Genomic DNA, 19,695 nt, shown 5'->3' with positions numbered 1-19,695 from the left:
TTATTTTGTATTAGTGAACTTTATGATCGCTTCTTTTGCATTGGTTACTTGCCCTGGTAATACATATTTAAGTTTTGTTTTATATTTTCCTTTGGGCATTAGTGGAAAAGATTCTATAATTAATTCTCTGTATTTAGGCATCGTTTCCCAGGGTAGATCAGCGCTTATTATCTGATAACGCAGATCCTCATAATCCTGATAGTAATAGTAGTTCAGATTATAGCGATATGGGTTATATACACTGGTTTCTCCTGTATATTCATTTTCTAAATAGGTGAGATACCAAGACATGGGTTCTACTGCCTCTAGTGGCGGAACACTTATTTTATTTATTTCTCTGCTCACAGTAATTGTACCCTCTATCGGATAGTGTTGATATAATATTGGGTAAATCTCTTTTTGATAATATGTATTATCTGTAGTTGCTTTTGCTACTACAAGTGGTTTATTATCTGAATACTTGTTTCCTACTAATTCTAACAATTCAAAGGGTTCTACTGGGTTTATAGCAGATAGTAAAGCTAATCCGTACGGATAGGTAAGGTATTCTGATAAACCTTTGCTAACTTTTACAGCATTCATCTTTTTACTAAAACTTGTGTATTGGCTTGTTTTGAAATCAAATGCTAATAATTGTTTGTCTTCTCCTTTGATAATTACTGTTTCTGCTTTTCTAGATTTTATCGCTACCTCATTACCAGAAGCATCTCCTCCGATTTTTTGTGTTGAGTATTGATCTGTTATCGTATTAGAAACATCGTTTTCTTCTGATACCAGCTCAATTCTTAAATTGTAATTGGTTTGAGTTGTCATGTCCTCGGGTAATGTGAATACGATTTGTTTTTTTGCAGTATTATAGCCAAAACTTTCTCTTATTGCTACTCCTGTAGCAGTTGTCATGGTCATCATTTTTTTTGAGGTAGGTGCGGTATCAAAAAGGTAGGATTGTCCACGCTTTAGGTTGATATATCCTTTATTATATTGTTTGGTAAAAAAGTTCTTTTGGTTTACCATAGGATACATAAATGCGATATTGTTTAAGGGGATGGATTCTGGTGCTGTTCCTGTTGTAAAGTGCACCTCTTTAGATTCTATAGATGCTTTCCCTTGGTCTTTAATAGTTTCCCATTTTCCACCAGTATATTCTTCAAAATGCAATTGCACATATGCTTTAAGGTTTGTATTGGGAGGGAATATCTCATGAGAGTAAAAGACTGCTACATCATTATTGGTATTCCATTCTATTTTACCCTCGATAGGTTGTCCATCTTTGGTAACCTCAAACGTATCCATTATAATACGGTATTTACGGTCTCCTGTATCACTAGATAATTCAAATACTTTATTTATTTGTAAGTTAAATGGTACTTGTGGTGCTGCAAATACATCTACGGCTACAGCCCCTTCTTTTGGTGCCATATCACCTATAACAGTAATTCCTTCTAGTGCGCTTTCGCTTACGATATCACATTTTTCTCCTAATTCTACTTTAAAATTAAATCGTCCTTTTACCAATCCTCCTAATAGATTATAGCTTCCTCCCAGATGCCCACTAAGCCATGCGGGGTTTGGCAACCTGGATTGCATAATGAGCGCTCCCCCACCTGAGAAGATGGTAATTTTCTTTTTCTTCCCAAATAATTTGAACCTCATCCCCACATCTCCTTGTAAATAGGCATAGGATTGCCCATTGGCATACCAGCCGTTTAATCCTATTTGTTCTGAAGCTCCTTTGCACTGCGCTTGTCCATAATCTTTTAACATAATATCAAGCCCAATCCCTGCATTAAACTTTGCGTAAAAAATAAGGAATCGCAGGTCTCCTGTACTCATACTCCAATTTGCACCAAAGGCCATTCCTTTACCAGATTCTAACATATTAAGATCTCTTGCATATTCTAGTTTTGATACATCTGTACCCAAAATATTTGCTACAATATCTGGTGGTGATGGACTAGCAGGAATATTATCTCCTGTCATAAAATAGCTGTTACTATTTACATTCAATGCTCCCAAATCCATAGTTAATCCAAGCGGATCATTGGGGGTACCGACCAAAATATGCCATTGTCCTTGTCCTGCATAAAAATCGAGCCATCCTGCGCGCCCATTAGGCCCTTGCCCTTTGAGGGTTCCAAAATTGACATATAGCTCTGAGTTGGCATGAAAAATATCATTCACAAAATCATATCCTATAAAAATATCGGCGCTCATGGATGCATCAGAATTTGATGTAGGTACATCTGCTCCATCTGCCAAATACCCTAACTGATCTGCAACCTGGTCATAAAAATCTGTCGGTAATCCTGTAAGCATTTCTCCATGCCCTTTAAAATACACATCTTGTAATCCCCCAGATTTTAGAAAAGCCATTCCAAATTCTAGCGTTGCATGAAACAGTTCTTCAGAATTTTGAGTGGTAATCCCTACAGAGGCTTTCATACCTAAACCACTCTCTTTATTGGGTTCATAGATAACTCCTGATAGTGACGCTCCTACTTGATCATAGGCGGCATTGGTTTCATTGGTCATTCCTGCCATCTTCATTCTGTTATAGAAACCTCCTCCAAATTTATTGAGTGCAAATCCTGGATAGATAGGTATGCCTTGTGGTAAAGTTGTACTGGCATCTACAAACCAATATCTATAGTCTGTAGTTCGTCCAAATAATGCTTTTGCTTCTAGTTCTAGGCTCATTCCCGTAGTAAACTTGGCTCCTACTGTACCGCCAAACCCTGTTCCGTATGTGGCATCATCTTCAAAAATAAAGAGTGCTCCCTTTAGCTCCATTCCTGCAACATCCATCTGAACAGCTATTTTATCTAGGTCTATCCCATCATATTTCCAATGGTCTCGCCCTTCGTTTTGGTCTAATACACTTTTGATAACTAGTTCTGCTCCTGCACCATTACCGCCATCTCCTTCTGATGTAAGGTTGATATCAAAATCAACAACAAGGGCTGCTTTATTGTCTGAGGGGGTTTTTAGTCCTATTTCATTAATCGTTACGGGAAAATTGGCCAATGCCATTTCTCCTTGATATCCAAAATACCCAACAGAAAATTTGGGAGATTCTGTTTGTAACACCATGTTCTCAAATACAATTCCTTTGAAATCTATTGTGTTTTTTGGAGTGCTTGATGTTGCATGCTGGTCTTTATCCAAACCAGATACTATGCTTACCGATCCATTGAGGGTTGCTTTGGGTCTAAATTTATCATCCTTAATCTTCATTTCTATATAAGACTCTTTGGTCAAAGTGACATTGGCACTCCATACATCAAAGTTTATATCTTTGGCACTCCCTACACTAAGACTATATTCACCTGGTTGCATAATAGCAGTATATTCTACCTTGTCTACTTTTGATACGGGTAGTACTATTTCTCCTGCAAATTCTCCTGCTTTTAGTTTATTTACTTCTATATCCAGCAAAAAATGTTCTAATGAGAAATCCCAACCAGAAGCTGTTCCTTCTTCTAGTGTGAATATATTATCTCCTGTAAATCTACCTGTTACTCCTTGTGCATCTATAAGTAAGTTGGTGGCTGCAAAGGCTACTCGACTGTCATCATTCTTTTTTTCGAATGCTTTGGGTAATACGACTTCTAATGTGTTGATATAAACACCTCGCCATAGTGTTGGGTTCTCGCTATAATATTTATTTAGATACGGCATCGGCGTAGATTCATCATTGCGTACATCGCTAAAATCAAAGACGGCGGTACCAGGTCTAAATGTGGTTCCTTCTAATCCTGTAATTCCAAACTCTGGTAGTGATATGTTGACAACCATATCGTTCCAGTCATTGGCTTTTATTTTAAAATCACTGTCTATATATCCTGTTTTCTTTTTACCGTTTTCATCTACAGGAAACAGTAATCCATCGGTAAATTTGATGTTTGCATCTATTCCAAATTCTTTAAATCCGAAACAATCGATTGTTGCGTAGGTACCAGGAGCATTAAACCCTCCTTTGAGTGTAAGCAGGATCGCACCACTATTGATATTGGTGGTGAATTGAGAGATCAGGTTGAGTCGGGCATCTCCAACGATTCCTCCTTCATGAGAGAGCTTGATATCTGATGCACCTAAAATCAATACATTATTTTCTTGTTCTGTGGCGGTAACAGCTACTTCTGTAGATGTTGATTTTTTAGGAAATTCTACCCTGAGAAAAACAGTAAGTTCTGTAAAAGTAGGTTTGAAAACAGCTTTTGCAATTCCTACTGTATAAGTTACATTACTTATCGTTTTTGGTTTTATGGCTACTGGTAACTCATTTAAATCATCTTTGGTTAATTCTCCTATATAGTTTTCTTGTTCATCTATTGATTTAAAGACATTATGAGCCATATCTAACCATTTCTTGTCTTGAGTTGCATTGGTTCCATCAAAATGATATCCTTCTTTTATTGCTATTCCAAATGATTTTTTATCGACTATAACTGGGGTATCAAATCGATCCAAAGAGGTAAACTCTCTAAATACTTTGGTTGGTTTTGCCAGCATATTTTTATTACTGGTAGCTGTATCGCTTGCATCTAGACTGTCTTTTACTGGTTCTGTTTTTTCTATTGTACCTGTACTCGTTTTATTGGTGGTCAAAAAAGAAAAGTCTTTTCCTAACAAACTTGTAGAAAATAAACAAAGACATAGCAGTAATGTAAATTGTATTGTTTTATTCATAGGTTGGGAGAAAATTATGTTAACAAAAGTGTGGTGTTTGATTTTTTATAATTTTATTCTTTAATATATCTTTTTCATTACTCCTTGTTTATCTATAACAGAGCACTTACATCAGATTACAAATCAGCATATGCTGTGTCTGGAAATAAAATAAGTTTAGGATTCTCTTTTACCTTATTGACCAACATAGCCAGCATATATCCAAAGTTTGCTTCTTTTTGATTGTCTGTTTTATGAGATGGTAATAAGGTTCTCTTTTTCTTATGCATATATGTTACTTTTATCAAACTTTTATCTTCATGAAACACTTCAAAATAATTGGGCTCCTTTTTGCTTTGACTCACATGATATTCTATGTGAACCGATTCTGTAACTTCTACAAATTCATCTTTTAAGAATAGAAAGTTTCTATTTTTTAAACTTATTATTGCGTATAATGCCCCTTTAAAAATGTCATAAATTCCATATACATTTTCTTCTTCTCTATGGGTTACTAATGTTTGTTCATTTTCTATGGTCAACTCCTTCAATGCTTCAAAATAGATGCCTTTTTTTGTATCTAAAAACCTGTTTAGCTGTTTCATGTGTTTATTCTATATTGTTTTAGATCTCACATGGAATTCACCAAATAATCATTCTTGCGTGTATCAAAAATTCTTGTTATAACTCGTTTCATATCTATCTCATTCTGTATTTATGAAGCACCTGTACAAAGGCATTAAATTCTTCTGTACTAATTTTACCTTGGTTTTTTGCATTTTCAAAAAACGTATAAAGACTTTCTCCTTGTTGTTTCTTGGTTGTATGAGTGATTTTTGAAGCTCCTTTTGCGATTTCTTGATATATTTCATGCAGTTGTGAGGGGGTTGGAGTATTTAAATCAATCCCTTTTTCTCTTGCTTTGATCTCTATTAACTCATCATAAGTGGCTCCCCATCTATTTCCTGTGCCCTTCTGAGTATATCGTATATCATTTCTTTTAAATACCCACTCTAATAAATCATCGGGTATCATATCTCTATATTCGATAGTTATAGCACGTCTTCTATCCACTATTGTTCTGGCAACATCTTTCATAGGTATACCTTGACTTATACGATTGACTCTTAATTGTTCTAGCTCACTTATTTTTGTATCATGGTCATTTCTTAATGTACTATTGGCTATTGCGTTTCTCAACTCTTGAGGATTTGCACTTCGTACATTATTTTTCCAGACATCAAACAATTTCTCATCTTTCATTTGTTTGAAAACATCATTGGTAGCACTGGCAAAATCTTCTATAAACTGTGATTTTAGAGCTTTATCAAGTTTCGTAAAACTGATACGTAATTCAGGGAAATTTCTTAATCTAATCTGCATATCCCTAGCACTCACTAATCTAAATCCAATTACACCATCTGTATTTTTTAGGATATCGACTCCTCTGTATTTACCCACGATGGTAACGTCTTTTGTTTCACCTAACACTACATTTTTTAGTAGTTTACCATCTTTATTAATTCTTGCTATTTCTACCTTGGTACCGTCACTGGTTGTATAAGAGGCTTTAACTTGTCCGTTTTTTGTTCCGCTAAAAACTACAGGACAATCGGCATCAAACATTGTATTCATCTTATTCAATCCATTAATACTTTTTTGCTTACTTGCGGGACTACCTTCTGCTAGTAATTTTCTAAGCCCATCAAATGAACTTGTTTTTTGATATTCAAACCTAGTACTTACTCTTGCCAAGATTTCTATGTTTTCAGCTATTCCTCGTATTTGAGGAGACATACTCAATACTTCCCATGCTTTTACAAGGGTTGCTTTTTCATCTATATTGGCTTTTTCAAAAAGTGTTTCTAATTTTCTGCTTTTGGCAAAGTCTTCTACTAGTTTAGTTGGTAAGTTATCTTTCCAACTATTTGGGGTATCAATGGTACTAATTGGTTTGGTTGGTTTTTTTTTGATCAACTCATATGACTCATCAATTTGTTTATTAATTCTATGTTTTAAGTCTGCAGATTCTGTCTGTGATGCTGCTCTTCTAAGGTAGTAGTCTACATATATATATGATGGGTCATTGACAAGAATCCTTTTTTGATCTTTTGTTAACCTATCGAGGTCATCTAATACACCCGATACTGGTGGAGGATCAGGAAAAGCCTCTCGGTTATCATAAAGGTCTTGGATTTTTAGATTTTTTCTGTCTTTAATAAACCCTGTTACATCCATTCCTATTCTAATCACAGAGTATATTAATGTACCATCACTTATAAACTGGGCTACTGCAGGATTCAAGGTATTTGTATCACTCAACGCCGTGACACTCAAACTAGCCATATCTGCACCTATATCGAATATGGTAACTGCTTTATGAATACCACTAGCCCCTTTTACCAAAGTTCCTACTCCAGATGAAAGGGTAATCACATCCATAGTTGCGATAATACTATGGGCTATTGTTTGATTAGTAGCAGATACATCTGCAAACATGAGCAGGATTGCTGGCATTATAGTATTCGTATTACTTGTACCTGTTACCTCTTTGACCACATCAATATTTGATTTATTCATGAAGTATACTAGGTCAAAAGGTTTTAAAGGTTTTTTTGAACGAAATACTTCATCTCCTGAATATAATGACCTTTTTTCTTGTTGCACCCCCACAAAAGTTCCAGTTTCGGGGTCATAATCCACATCAATATCATTGTACTTCACCGTCCATTCTTGATACAATTTTGAATATATTAAAAAATCCAAATTCACTCGACTATCTAATTTATCAATGATTTCAATAGCATCAATTGCCGTTCTTTTTATTATATTTCGATATTCCAACACAAATATTCTTCCGTCAATATCCTCACTCAAAGATTGTTTTCTTTCCTCATAAAGATCTGTAGCTTGTAATGCTAAAGCGGCAAAAGAAGTTATAAGACGTACCCTATTGTTATCACCACTAATAAATCCAAATATTTTATCATCTACCTTATGAAAAATTTGCTTGTATAAATATTTGTCTGGATTATAAATGTTCGGCGATTCTAAACCTAAGATTACTTCTGAAGCTATTTTTGGATTTATATTTTCTATAAGTCTTAAAACTCCTTCTTCACCATGTTGAGATAAATCAGTCATTTCAAAAATTCCCTCATATGCCATTCTGGATAAAATTCTGATGACATGTTCTGATTCTAGTGCTTTAATGTCTTCTATTGTAGCGAAGTTTAACAATTTTACTAAATCTCTTTTATCCATGTCATTTACGACATCTACATTGTTTCTAATTTCTTGTAATGCATCATATACAGCTGGCATTTCTTGATCCACTGTCTGTTGTAAAAAAGTAAGATATTCTAGAAGGAATTCTATTTTAGTATCAAGAATCTGTACTCCTGGTTTATCTGTACAAAGATTGGATGCCATAGGATCATCATACCCTGTATCACAATCACAATAAGTATCGGATAAATAACTGATAAACTTGTATGATCTTGCTGTACTATATAAAGGATCACTGCACACTTTATTTTTATCCCACTTATCAAACAATTTACTGGTGGCATTATCTACCAGTACAGGAAATGCGGCTTTGAGTTCTGCTATCTTGTTACGTATAAAAACATCAGCAGCTCCAGCACTACTTACATACTCTAGGTATGCGCTTTTAGCTACCTGGTTTGTGATAATGTACTGACTAGAACCATATTTACTGTAGTTATTTACTTTTACCGAAGCATAAATCCCTCCTGCTGGTCTTGGGAATTCTGAAATCTTTTTTAGTTTGCCCGTTTTACTACTATCATACTTAGGCATTGGTTTATCAAAAGTCCTTACCAATCGTGCCAATACAAAGTCTTTTCCATCATAAGACATAATGATAGGTGTAGATGAATCTATACCAGCTTTATATTGAGAACTATCAAACTTTATGGGGTTTTCCTTGCCCGCAAAATAACCTAACAGCTTTGCTGTATTATCTTGCAAGAATTCTACTCTTGCTTCATAGGTTCTTCCATCAATTTTAAAGCTTTTGAGTGTTCCTGGAGTAAAATTCATAAATCGCTTTACATCTCCTTGTAAAGACTCACCGTAATACCCGTAATAAAAATGTACGTTGGCAACATTTTCTGGTAATACAATTAACTCTCCTGTAGGGGTTAAAAATGAAAATGTATTGGTCTTTCCTGAATTTCCACCAATACCAGTGTCTTTGAAGTATGAAGTGCTACTATAATCTATATCTACCTCATTTTCTCTAAACTCATATAACTTAACTCCTGGGGCGTAGATTTTTTCCCAATCCATATGGTTAAGGATGGATCCATTACTGTAATCCATTAAGAAATTAGTAGTGTTTTTTGCGGTACCATATTCTGTGAAGGCATGTTCTAGGCCAAATACACCATGCCCCAATATACGTGCAGCAGTTATAGCATCATCGCTTGCTTTATTAAACACATATCCAAATTGATTTTTATAAGGCATAAAACCTTCTAATTCTGGTAATGCAGGAGAGTCAGATCCTTTAATATTGGTAATAAAAATGTAATAGGTCTTTTTATTATACTCACCATTTGTCATAAAATATCTATTAATTGCTGCTGTCTCTGGGCTGTAACCTGCTAATGCTTCACTATCTCCAGCATCAATTCTGCTAGGCACACCCCCTATTCTCCACACATCATCTGGCATATTCAAACGATCTCCAACGGTTACCTTAAATTGTATCCCTGCTTTGCTATAAATCTCTTCTATCTTCGTTTCTACCTCACGATGTATTACTGCATCATTTACAGGGATCAACACCACATTTATATCTTGTAATTCTTTACTGCCCAGATGTACCAGATTAAGTACCCCAGCAATGGTTTGTTTGCCTCCTTCTTCTTTAGATTTTACTGTTGCCAGAATTTTGGTCTTAGTACCATCAAATGCTTTTTTTAAGATAAGTGTGGCAACGGTACCATCCCATGTAGCTGGGATCAATATCCCACTTTCGGTTTTAAAAACAATATCTTCTGTAGTAACAGAATCATCTTTAAAATCGGCTTCTGCCAAAATGATATCATTACCATTTAGGTTGGATATGGCTTTAAAAGGTGGTGTATAGGTGCCTCCTCCTTTTATTGGTATCGAAGGATATAATCCTTCTTTACCGAGTACATCTTCTGTTCCTTTTGGTAATGGATCAAAATGGTAATATCCTGACTCCTTGAATGTGACTAGTACATTGGTAGCTGATATCTGAAAAATATCATCATCTGCTACTCCTTCGGTATTACTATCACTAGGGGTCCCTCCTTCTGCAATTTCTCCGTAATCTTGAATAGTACCTTCTTCATTTACTGTCCACACTTTTCCATTGCTATCTACTATCTCTATATCACTGCCTTCAGGAAGCACAGCTTCTTCTCCATTTACTCCTGTAACTACTACAGTACCTTTTTCATCTACGGTAATACTCTCTATTTGAAAACCTACTTGTGTCTGATTTACTCCTCCTTCTTCACTAATCACCTCTGCCACCTCTGTACCTATATCTACGGTCATTGTTTCTCCTTCACCATACTCAGGGTCATAAAGTGTGATGATCTCTCCTTCTGCCAACTGCTTATCTGTATTGATTAGGATGTTATCAAACTTTACTCCAAAACTGGCATATTTTAAGTACGGTATTTTCACAAATCCTCTTCCTGTAATTCGCCCATTGGATTGACTTTCTATTTCTACTACGGTAACTACAAAATCTCCTGCAGTAATCCGATTTCCTATCTGTAGTTCAGGATGTGGTTCTCTATTGGTGATGGCAATGGGGTCTGGCACAATACCACAATTATAATTGGCGGTTTCATCTTGTGTGGTTTCTGTAGTGACTTCTTCTATACCAGAATAGGGTCCATATTGGTATTTGCATTTTGCTTTTACTTTATATTCATAGGTTGTTCCTGGTTTAAGATCCCATATGGTTGCCCAACCACTATTGGTACGTTTGGTAAACCAATATGCATTGGGTTTATTGGCTTCTCTATATGCAATGGTATATTCTTGATATAGTAACGGATCTTCATCCCAAAAGACATTGATTTTTGAGATTCCTTTGGGTGCTGCGTATACATTGGTAGGAGTATCACAGGGGGATGTTCTAGAAAACCAAAATACCTCACTTTTTCCTTCGTTTCTAAACAGTCCTATCTCTTCTGATCCTTGTAGTGCTTTTGCTTGTACTCTCCAAGCATATCGTTTTTCTGGTAGCAATAGAGGCTGGGTTGGGCCGTATACAAAAGAGGTAGATCTAGTAGTGGTTTCAAAAATTGGAGGTACTGATAAAAAGGCAGTCTGCGGGTCTACGCGATCATCCCAGATCTCTACGATACTAAATTCGTATGCTACATTACTTACATTGATATGTCGTGGTGTCCATTGAAAAACAATATTATCAATTTCGCTTGCTTCTATATTGCTTCCTTTGAGGGGTAAGTTTAATATAGGGGGCTCATTTTTAAAGATATAAACGGTTATACAATTTTTTGAGGATAAGCGATTAGCGGTTGAGTAATCATACACCTCAAAACAGAACTGATAGCTTCCTTCTGGGATCGCACGCCCATATATATTTGAGTTGATTCCTTTTATATTTTGAAGTTCGAAATAGGGAGCTAATTCTGCATTGGTGAGTACCAAAGGCACTCCCCCATCAATAAATAACGAAGGGGCGCCTATAACTACATCGTTACTTTCAAAAGCAATACCATTACCTTCAAAATAAACTTTGAGTCTTATTTGTTCATTAGAGATTGTAATATCATTAAGCAATAATTGTACGCGTAATGGGCCATTAATAGTAGTTACATCTGCATAATTAAAAAGGTGTACTGGTGCTGGTAGATTTACTTGTGGAACCACTGCTATCGGAAATTGTTGTGCAATAGCCTGACTAGAACTATAAAGTATAATAAACAGTATAAGTATTAGTTTCTTCATAGGTTAGTTTTTTTCGATATATCTTAAATTGAATGTATCGGGGTTTGTATAGTTAAGAGATTTTTTTAGATAGAAATCAATGATTTTGGTGATCATATAGAGTTTGAGCTTTTGCTGATCTTCTTTTTTGTCTACCATACGGAATATGATATCTTTTTCTTGCTCCATTACTTCTTTTAGGTGCGCATCTGGGTGCTCTATCGCACTTATGGTTGTATAGCTTTTTATGATTGGGAGGGTCCATCGATGCCCTATCAATCGAGCTAAAGCATTGGTAGCATTTTGTTGCAGTTCTGTATACCTATTTTTTAACTCTGGTGTTGCAGTGGCTAATTCTTCTTTGGTACTGCCATGTAATCTATGATTGTCTACTGCTATTTTTGCTTTTACAAAGGCTTTCTCGAAGGCATAATCCAGACGTAACATATCTTTTCGTAATTCTACCAGTATATCAAATACTAATTGGTTATATCCCGAAAGGAAATCCTCATAACTATACAGTTCTTTTAAAAAAGTAATGGCTTTTGATTTGTATTTTTCTATTTTTCTTTCGTCTGCTGCTGCTAGTCGCAACATCGTAAGCTCTTCTTTTTTATATCTGGGGATATGGTCAAATTGAGAATGGTTTTGAATGGTTGCTAATTGTGTATCTATTTCATCCATTGTACCTTGATACATAGCACCCCGATACTTAAACTGTAGTTGTTGTTTGTTGTTGGTTTTTGTGTTTCGCTTTATTCTATCGGGAACCTTTCTCTTTTTTCTTTTAGGAAATTTGAGTTGGGGGTTAAACTTATCAAACGTATAATTGTAGCCAAAAGTTGCTGTAAAATCTGTGCTAGAATTGGTGGTATTTCTAAACTGAGTTAATAGATTAAGATTAAAGTTATGTTTCTTTTTATAGGTATAGGTACTCCCCAATCTTATGTTTGTAACGTCTCCTTGTTTGGTATTGTTACTCATACTCTGATTATAACTTATCGAGGCTGTTGTTCTTAATTTTTTATCAAAATATTTTTTATTTATAGTAACCATAGGGCCATAAGTAAGGCTGTTATCTATGCCTATGGTGTTATAGCTTATATTTACCGCAGCGGCAACATTTATATTATTTACTGGATATCCTAATGAATAGGATGTATTGGCATTATAGAAATTAGAGTCTCCGTTTTCTACAATTTGTTCGTTTTGTTTGTTTACTGCATTTTGAAAAGAGAGTCCTATAGTAAAGTTTTGTTTTTGTGTTTCGGTATCTTTAATACTATAATTGGCGGTAAGGTTTGCATTTTGAGAAATTTGCTGAAAATCTAAGGTATCGAGATTATCGCCTTGGGAAACTTCGTTTATATAATCAAATTGGTTCTTGATATTGGTAAACGATTGAAAATTAGAATACCCCCCAGTGATACTCAATTTTTCTGAGGCATTATACCCTATAGTAACTGCACTTACTACACGTTGTAATTGTGTACTTTTTGTATTGTCTAGATCATCTTTTTGTAATCCTGCATTAAAAGTGATATTTACTTTATTTTGAAACAGGTTTTGTGTAGCATTAAGAGTGATATTCTCTAAGTCATTATTAAAAAAATAAGCTCCCAATGTTCTATATTCTGGGTCTATGTATTCATACCCCACTCCTATTGTTCCTTGCCCTACTGGGTAAAAGAAATTAACATTGTATGCTTTATAATGTTGTGTGGTTGCATTATTATTGAGTAAAGTAGATAAAACGGTTGAGGTTTCTTCTTTGCTTTCTGCATTGCTATTTTCTGTTATTGATGAGGTGGCTACCTCTGCACGAATCTCTCCTTTATCAAATAGTTTTACACTCCCCTCAAAACTAACTACCACATTTTCTTTGGGGTGTAATTCTTGTTCTACCGGTACAGGCTTTGTGATTGATTTTTTGTCATCTATGGCTTTAAAAAAGATAGCTCCAACAGAAAATTTCTCAAAACCATAGGATGCTTTTATTCCATACCCCATTCTTTTATAAGCAGGTACCGATTGTGGATCATCTGGATTATATTCTGATTCTTTAAGTAACCTACCATACATGGCACTTATTTTATAGGGTTTGTCTGGTGCAAGATCAACCCCTAATCCTGTAAATTGGTGTCCGCTTAATGTATAAGGAGAGAATGTCATACTCACATCTCCTATATGGGTTGTGATCCATTTATAAGATGGGTGTATACTAAGCCTATTAAAAGAGAATGGATTGCTGCTTTGAAATTTTTGATTAGAGTATGAAAAGGATACAGGAATGGTGTATACACCACTAATATTTAGGTTTATATTTCCTGATAAGAAATAGGTAAACGGTTCTCTAGCAGATTGCCCATTATAAAAAATGGAATTTGCCGCGACTCCTCCAGTTAGCGTAAATAATTTTGCTTTTCCTATTCGGTTCAAATCCTGACCGTAAGTAATAGCTGGTAAACAAAATAAAAAGGTTATTAAGAGTAATTTTATATCCAAATAGCACTATTTTATAAGCAACCTGAATTTGATCTTCAAGCTACTTTTTTGATTATTTGTGTGATCTAAAACTTATACCAATTCTTAATTGGTATAACCTCTGAATTATACTTTAGAAAATCTGTTACATACCAAAATTGCTTTTGCTACATTTTTTTTATGTAACCGTAGTGGTTGCTACGTCAAAATTAAGAAAGACCTGATCTTACTATTTTTATCATGAAATTCTAATGCTTAATTCAAGTTTATGTGATAAAAAAACATCGCCCGTTTTTGTATGAATTAATTCATAGTGTAAAGCTATTGCACTCTATATTTCTTTCTAAATAAATATGGTGTAGGGTGGTATTTATTTGGTGAATGAACCTAAAAAAAGGGTAAAACTTATTTACTATAATTTCTCTAATAATGGCTAAACATAAGGTTTATAGCACAAGAAAACTACTTAAAACACGCTGGATCAAGCATGTAAAACCTCACACTATTGATTTATACTTTTATAGTGTACTAATTGAGTTAAAAACGTAAAAAATGACATTTCTACCATTAATAATTACAGAGTTTTAACATTTTTTATGAATTATAGCACCCATTTTGGAACAGACCTTGCTTATTTATCTGTAGTATGAACTTTTAAAATTTGATAATATGTCAGTAAATTTTAAATCAATAGCCAGAAGAGATCCTAGGGATATAATGGCTACTCCAAAGCATTATGCGATGGTGGTAAGTAATGGAGCTACAGATATTGATCAATTATCTCAATTGATTAGTGATGGTTCTACAGTGACACAGGCAGATGTATATGCGGTGATCATTAGATTGGTTAATACGATCCAGAATGAGCTTAGCCAAGGGCGAACTGTTCGTCTTGGTAAGCTAGGTAGTTTTAATCTTTCTGTAAATAGTGAGGGGGTAGATACTCCTGATAAGGTAACTCCTTCTTTGATTAAGCGAACCAAAATTCGCTATCGTCCAAGTTTAGAGCTAAACAATATGCTTAAGACACTTCGTTTTTCTAAAAAAAGTGATTAATGCATATGGCTTAGCGCTATGCAAATCAAATACTCCCAGAAAGCAATATGGTTTTTGGGGGTATTTTTTTGACTAAAAACACCAAAATCATGCAGACAAAAGTATTTTTTGCTCTTAGACGAGAAAAAACGGCACCTAAGATGCCGTTTTTTCTGATCTAAGTTCCCGTTTTTTGGGGCCTTAGTACTCTATTAATTCTAAAAAAAAGGAGAATTTGACCTATTTTTTGCCGTTTCATCTCATAAAACAGCTATAAAAAAACAGCTATAACAACCGTATTCACACTAATTTTATTGTACTTTTTACATGTAAAATAGCCTACAAATTACAACGTACTTCTTGTAGATAATTTATTAAATCCCTTTTATAACTCCATATACTTTTGCCAAGTAACTAGTACATACTTATCTTTTATATCTAAAAAACCATATTCATAACAGAATAAGTAAACTTTACCTTCTTTGTTTTTCCAATAATGGGTAAAATATTTAGGTTCAAAGCCACTTCTTAGTAATTTTTCTTTTCGTATTGTGGCCAATCCTGCTTTATTGAATTCTTTTAAAAGTCTTCTATTCGTTTTTAAGTGCTTATCTATTTTCTGAAACATACTATCCCCTTTTTCTTTATTTTTTTGATAGTGATATGAAGACTTACAATAGGGAGTACAAAATTTTTTATCTATTCTACCTTCTAGTATTGTATCACAATATAGACATGCATTACTCATAAGTGTACTTTTATACGTTTATTAAACGTATAAACATACGGCTATATTTTGTTACATAACAGACTCTTATCATCTTTACAGTTCCTATGTCAATTTTTTCTAAACATATCACACTAAAACATTTATTGATTTATAATCAAAGGATGATTGGGCTACAGTTTTACCCTGATAAGGTAATACATGCATTAATCAAAGAGCTACCTAATCCTAAATGGAGTAATGAATTTGCGATGGTATATATCTGCTATTCTAAAGAAAATCTTACTACAATTTTTGAAAAATTCAGAGGTATTGCCTGGGTTAATGGAAATTCTTTCTTGCAAGAAAAAGTAATACGAGATAATCTACCTCTTGACATCAATTGGTATCGAAATAGAACTAAAACTTCTTCTTATAAGTATGTACCTGAAGCATATTTATCAAAATTAGAACTGAAAAGATATGCGCTAAACACTTGTAAAACTTACATCTCTCAATTTGAAAAATTTATCAATAAATTTCCTAATCATACTATTATTGAGCTATCTGAACAAGAAATCCGTACCTATTTACAACAACTGATTCAACAAAAAAAGTCACATAGTTATATTAATCAAGCTATTAATAGTATTAAATTCTACTATGAGACTGTGATGGGAATGCCTAATCGGTTTTATAGTATAGAGAGGCCTAGAAAACAGCAAAAACTTCCAAATGTATTAGCAAAAGAGGATATCTTAAAAATGATTGATACTACAAAAAACATAAAACACAAATGTATTATCAGCTTACTGTATTCTTCTGGATTGCGTAGAAGTGAATTACTGGAGCTAAAAATAACAGATATTGATAGTAGTAGCATGCTTATCAAAGTAAGACAGGCTAAAGGAAATAAAGATCGATATACAATTCTTAATCAAACTGTTCTTGATAATCTTAGAGCTTATTATAAATTATACAAGCCAAAATTATACTTATTTGAATCTATAAAATCTGAAAAAAAATACAGCGCTTCTAGCGTTTTAAAGATTGTGAATCAGGCTGCTAAAAAAGCTAAGATTAATCAATCTGTACATCCTCATATGCTACGACATAGTTTTGCTACCCATCTTTTAGAAGAAGGGATAGATTTACGATATATCCAAGTATTGCTTGGTCATAGCTCTAGTAAAACAACAGAGATTTATACTCATGTGGCTATAAAAAAGTTTAAAAACATAAAAGATTTATTAATTTAGCTACTTACATAAAAGATATATAGTTACCTAGGTGACTATATTTAATTGTTAGGCAACATTAAGATTAAAATCAACGAATGAAAAAAACAATATTTTTATTATTTGCAATTCTACCAGTTTTGACTTTCGGACAAAGCGAATTTTGCGACAAAAGTTTCGGAGAAAGCTATTTCCCACTTGAAATAGGATTTGAAAAGCACATCACTTGGGGAAATGCATTTTATGTGGAAAAAGTGACTAAAAAAAAAGAAATTGGCGGAAAAGAATATTTCAAATATGAGCAAGATTTTAGAAATGGAACTGTATATGACCTGTTGCTAAGAAATCAAAATGATACAATTTTAATGTATAACGAGGTTAAGAAAAGAGACCAGATACTTTTAATTGCAAAACCTCAAAAAGAAATTAGATGGGAGACTGGAAAAGTTACCGAAATTGACGGAAGTTTTGAGACGCCTTATTGTAACTATGAAAACCTAATTGTTGTTGAAAATAAATACTCAAATGGCACTAAAGAAAAACGTTACTACAAAAAAGGATTGGGACTTGTGGCTATAACAAGCAAAAAGGGGATTAAAGGAATTTGCTTACCGAACAAAGAAGAAGCTGAATCACTTGTTCAACCATTATCATATGTTGGTTGTGAAAATGAAGCAGATAAGGATAAAATAACTGAATGTACAATGAAATCTATTCATTCCTATGTTATTGATAAATTGAAAACTGCAAATATCAAACCACTAAAAGAAGACGGAATTTTAAAGTATAAAGTAAATATTGCAAAACTGGATATGTTTCCGAAGTAGAAACCTTGAACTCAATTCCAGGTGGAAACCAAGCGAGAAAAGAAATTAAAAAAATAATAGAATCGCTACCAAAATTTATTCCTACAAAAACTGCTGACAAAAAAGCTGTAGGAACAAATATTGAATTATCGATTCCTATTAAAACAAAATAACGTTGCCTAACAACACCTATGCGATAATGCGGAGTTTGGGATTAACCGAAAGGTTATTGCTTATTTGGTTTGTCGCCAAAGGTTTAAATTTAGTATTTTAGAAAATATAAAAACAAAACATAAACTTTGGCTAAGTGCTTGATCGAAAACCTGTGACTTTCTACTCCCGCACTACGCATAGCTAAACGTTGTAGCCAATTAAACTGAATGCGAAAAACAGTCGAATTTATAGAAGATAGAATTAAGTGGAGAGCTTCTCAACATAGTTTGCCGAATAAAAGTGCCTTTTTATTTGAGAACTTGACTGATGAAGTTAAAATGAAATATTCAAATCATTTTGACGAAAAAGATAGCGGAAAAATAATCTTACTATTTACGGATTCAAAGAATAGTTGGACAGCATTGGGAACAAAAAGAATTATTGGATATGATGGAACAAAACTCAACTCAGTAAAATTGGATGCAATTGAAGATGTGGATTCTAAAAATCGGAAAGAATATTTCGAAAAAGCAGAAGCTGGTGAAACTAAGCTCAAGAAAATAAAAAAACGTAACGAATGCGAATTGTTAGTTACTGAATTTGACGGGAAAGAAACGATTTTTATTACGAAAAAAGGAAGTGACTTATTCTCCCTCTGGAATATTATGATTATGATAACAAGATTAAATAAATAAACTGGCCACAACAACATATATGTGATCATAGCAGCAAAGTGATCAATCGAATGGTTGTTGTATTTTTGGTAAAGCGCAATGCTTGCAGAATGGAAAAGTTAGCAACCAATGCGCAAGATAAATCGAAAAGGAAGGTAACATTTTGCACTGCTACGACACATATATAAAACGTTGTGCAACATTGAAAAAAAACCGATAACTGATTTGAAAAAGTGGATTTTGATTTTATTTTTTGCGATTTTAATCGGATTATATTTCGGATTGGGAACAATATTTGGATTTTTTAAGTTGCTGATTTTTTTCGGTATTTGTACTCTGATTTTAATTGTGCTTGTGTTTATTTGGAAAAAACCGAGCAAAAAGCGGAATTACTTAATTAGTGTTTATTCGACAATATTTTTCGGACTGATTTTTTGCCTTTTATTTGCTCGAATAAAAAAAGGATATAACCAACATAACGCTGATTTGGTTGCGGAAAAAATAATTGAATACAAAACTGAATTTGAAAAATACCCAAACACACTAGCTGAATTAAAAAACAATGCGGAATTGCCAAAATATTTAGACGAATATAAGTTTAAAGATTTTGAATATTCAATTAACAAAACAACAAACGAATTTACTCTGACTTATTCACTCGATGGTTGGCACATTAATGAATTTTACAGCAAAACTAATGAATGGAAAAGCAGAGACTAATAAAACAACGTTGCACAACAATGTATAAAAATAATTGCTCAATTTTAGGCTTAACCAAAGGTAGTTGCAAGTTTACTACGTCTGATTTTCCTGTGGAAAATCCTCGCAAGTAAACCCGCAACTATTCTTATACTATACCGTTAGTGTGCCACGAAGTGGCATACATCCAGTAGGTGTAAATCCTACCAGAGCAATTACCTGTTCACTCTGAAGATACATGGACAGTAAGTTTCGTGAGGGAC

At 33.9% G+C, this 19,695-nt stretch carries 11 protein-coding genes; 6 read left to right on the top strand and 5 right to left on the bottom strand.

The window, feature by feature from the left end; all coding sequences use genetic code 11:
- The 4 genes from DG508_RS17620 to DG508_RS17605 all read right to left on the bottom strand — a co-directional run bounded on the left by DG508_RS17620 (position 1) and on the right by DG508_RS17605 (position 14,142).
- On the bottom strand, positions 1-4,689 hold the full coding sequence (locus tag DG508_RS17620) for a hypothetical protein (protein ID WP_108869407.1): 4,689 nt from the start codon (positions 4,687-4,689) through the stop codon (positions 1-3).
- Between the two features lie 116 nt (positions 4,690-4,805).
- Positions 4,806-5,273: a hypothetical protein gene (locus DG508_RS17615; protein ID WP_108869406.1), complete on the bottom strand. Its 468-nt coding sequence runs from the start codon at positions 5,271-5,273 to the stop codon at positions 4,806-4,808.
- 94 nt (positions 5,274-5,367) lie between these two features.
- Positions 5,368-11,658 carry a fibronectin type III domain-containing protein gene (locus DG508_RS17610; protein WP_108869405.1) on the bottom strand — a complete coding sequence of 2,097 codons (6,291 nt, stop codon included), beginning with the start codon at positions 11,656-11,658 and terminating at the stop codon, positions 5,368-5,370.
- A gap of 3 nt (positions 11,659-11,661) precedes the next feature.
- Positions 11,662-14,142 carry a TonB-dependent receptor gene (locus tag DG508_RS17605; RefSeq protein ID WP_159090906.1) on the bottom strand — a complete coding sequence of 827 codons (2,481 nt, stop codon included), beginning with the start codon at positions 14,140-14,142 and terminating at the stop codon, positions 11,662-11,664.
- A gap of 648 nt (positions 14,143-14,790) precedes the next feature.
- Here DG508_RS17605 and DG508_RS17600 point away from each other — a divergent pair.
- Complete coding sequence (locus tag DG508_RS17600) at positions 14,791-15,177, top strand: HU family DNA-binding protein (RefSeq protein WP_108869403.1); 387 nt, start codon at positions 14,791-14,793, stop codon at positions 15,175-15,177.
- 364 nt (positions 15,178-15,541) lie between these two features.
- Here DG508_RS17600 and DG508_RS17595 read toward each other — a convergent pair whose 3' ends face one another.
- A complete protein-coding gene (locus DG508_RS17595; protein ID WP_108869402.1) occupies positions 15,542-15,904 on the bottom strand; it encodes a hypothetical protein in 363 nt (120 codons plus the stop codon).
- Between the two features lie 143 nt (positions 15,905-16,047).
- On the opposite strand from DG508_RS17595, the gene xerA reads away from it, so the two are divergent.
- The 5 genes from xerA (at position 16,048) to DG508_RS17575 (ending at position 19,453) form a co-directional block, all read left to right on the top strand.
- The gene (gene xerA / locus DG508_RS17590) at positions 16,048-17,121 is read left to right on the top strand and encodes a site-specific tyrosine recombinase/integron integrase (RefSeq protein ID WP_108869410.1); all 1,074 of its coding nucleotides are present in this window, start codon (positions 16,048-16,050) and stop codon (positions 17,119-17,121) included.
- A 77-nt stretch (positions 17,122-17,198) separates the two neighbouring features.
- The gene (locus tag DG508_RS17585; RefSeq protein WP_108869401.1) at positions 17,199-17,927 is read left to right on the top strand and encodes a hypothetical protein; all 729 of its coding nucleotides are present in this window, start codon (positions 17,199-17,201) and stop codon (positions 17,925-17,927) included.
- Positions 17,928-17,932: 5 nt separating this feature from the next.
- Entirely contained in the window at positions 17,933-18,079 is a 147-nt protein-coding gene (locus tag DG508_RS21110) for a hypothetical protein (RefSeq protein WP_159090905.1), read from the top strand.
- 207 nt (positions 18,080-18,286) lie between these two features.
- Positions 18,287-18,754 carry a hypothetical protein gene (locus DG508_RS17580; protein WP_108869400.1) on the top strand — a complete coding sequence of 156 codons (468 nt, stop codon included), beginning with the start codon at positions 18,287-18,289 and terminating at the stop codon, positions 18,752-18,754.
- Between the two features lie 204 nt (positions 18,755-18,958).
- Complete coding sequence (locus DG508_RS17575; protein WP_159090904.1) at positions 18,959-19,453, top strand: hypothetical protein; 495 nt, start codon at positions 18,959-18,961, stop codon at positions 19,451-19,453.
- The last annotated feature ends 242 nt before the right edge of the window (positions 19,454-19,695 follow it).

It is taken from the genome of Aquimarina aquimarini (genome assembly GCF_900299535.1).
GTDB classification, from domain to species: Bacteria; Bacteroidota; Bacteroidia; order Flavobacteriales; family Flavobacteriaceae; genus Aquimarina; species Aquimarina aquimarini.
Note: the sequence above shows the minus strand (reverse complement) of the source record. Positions and strands in the feature narration are given on the sequence as shown.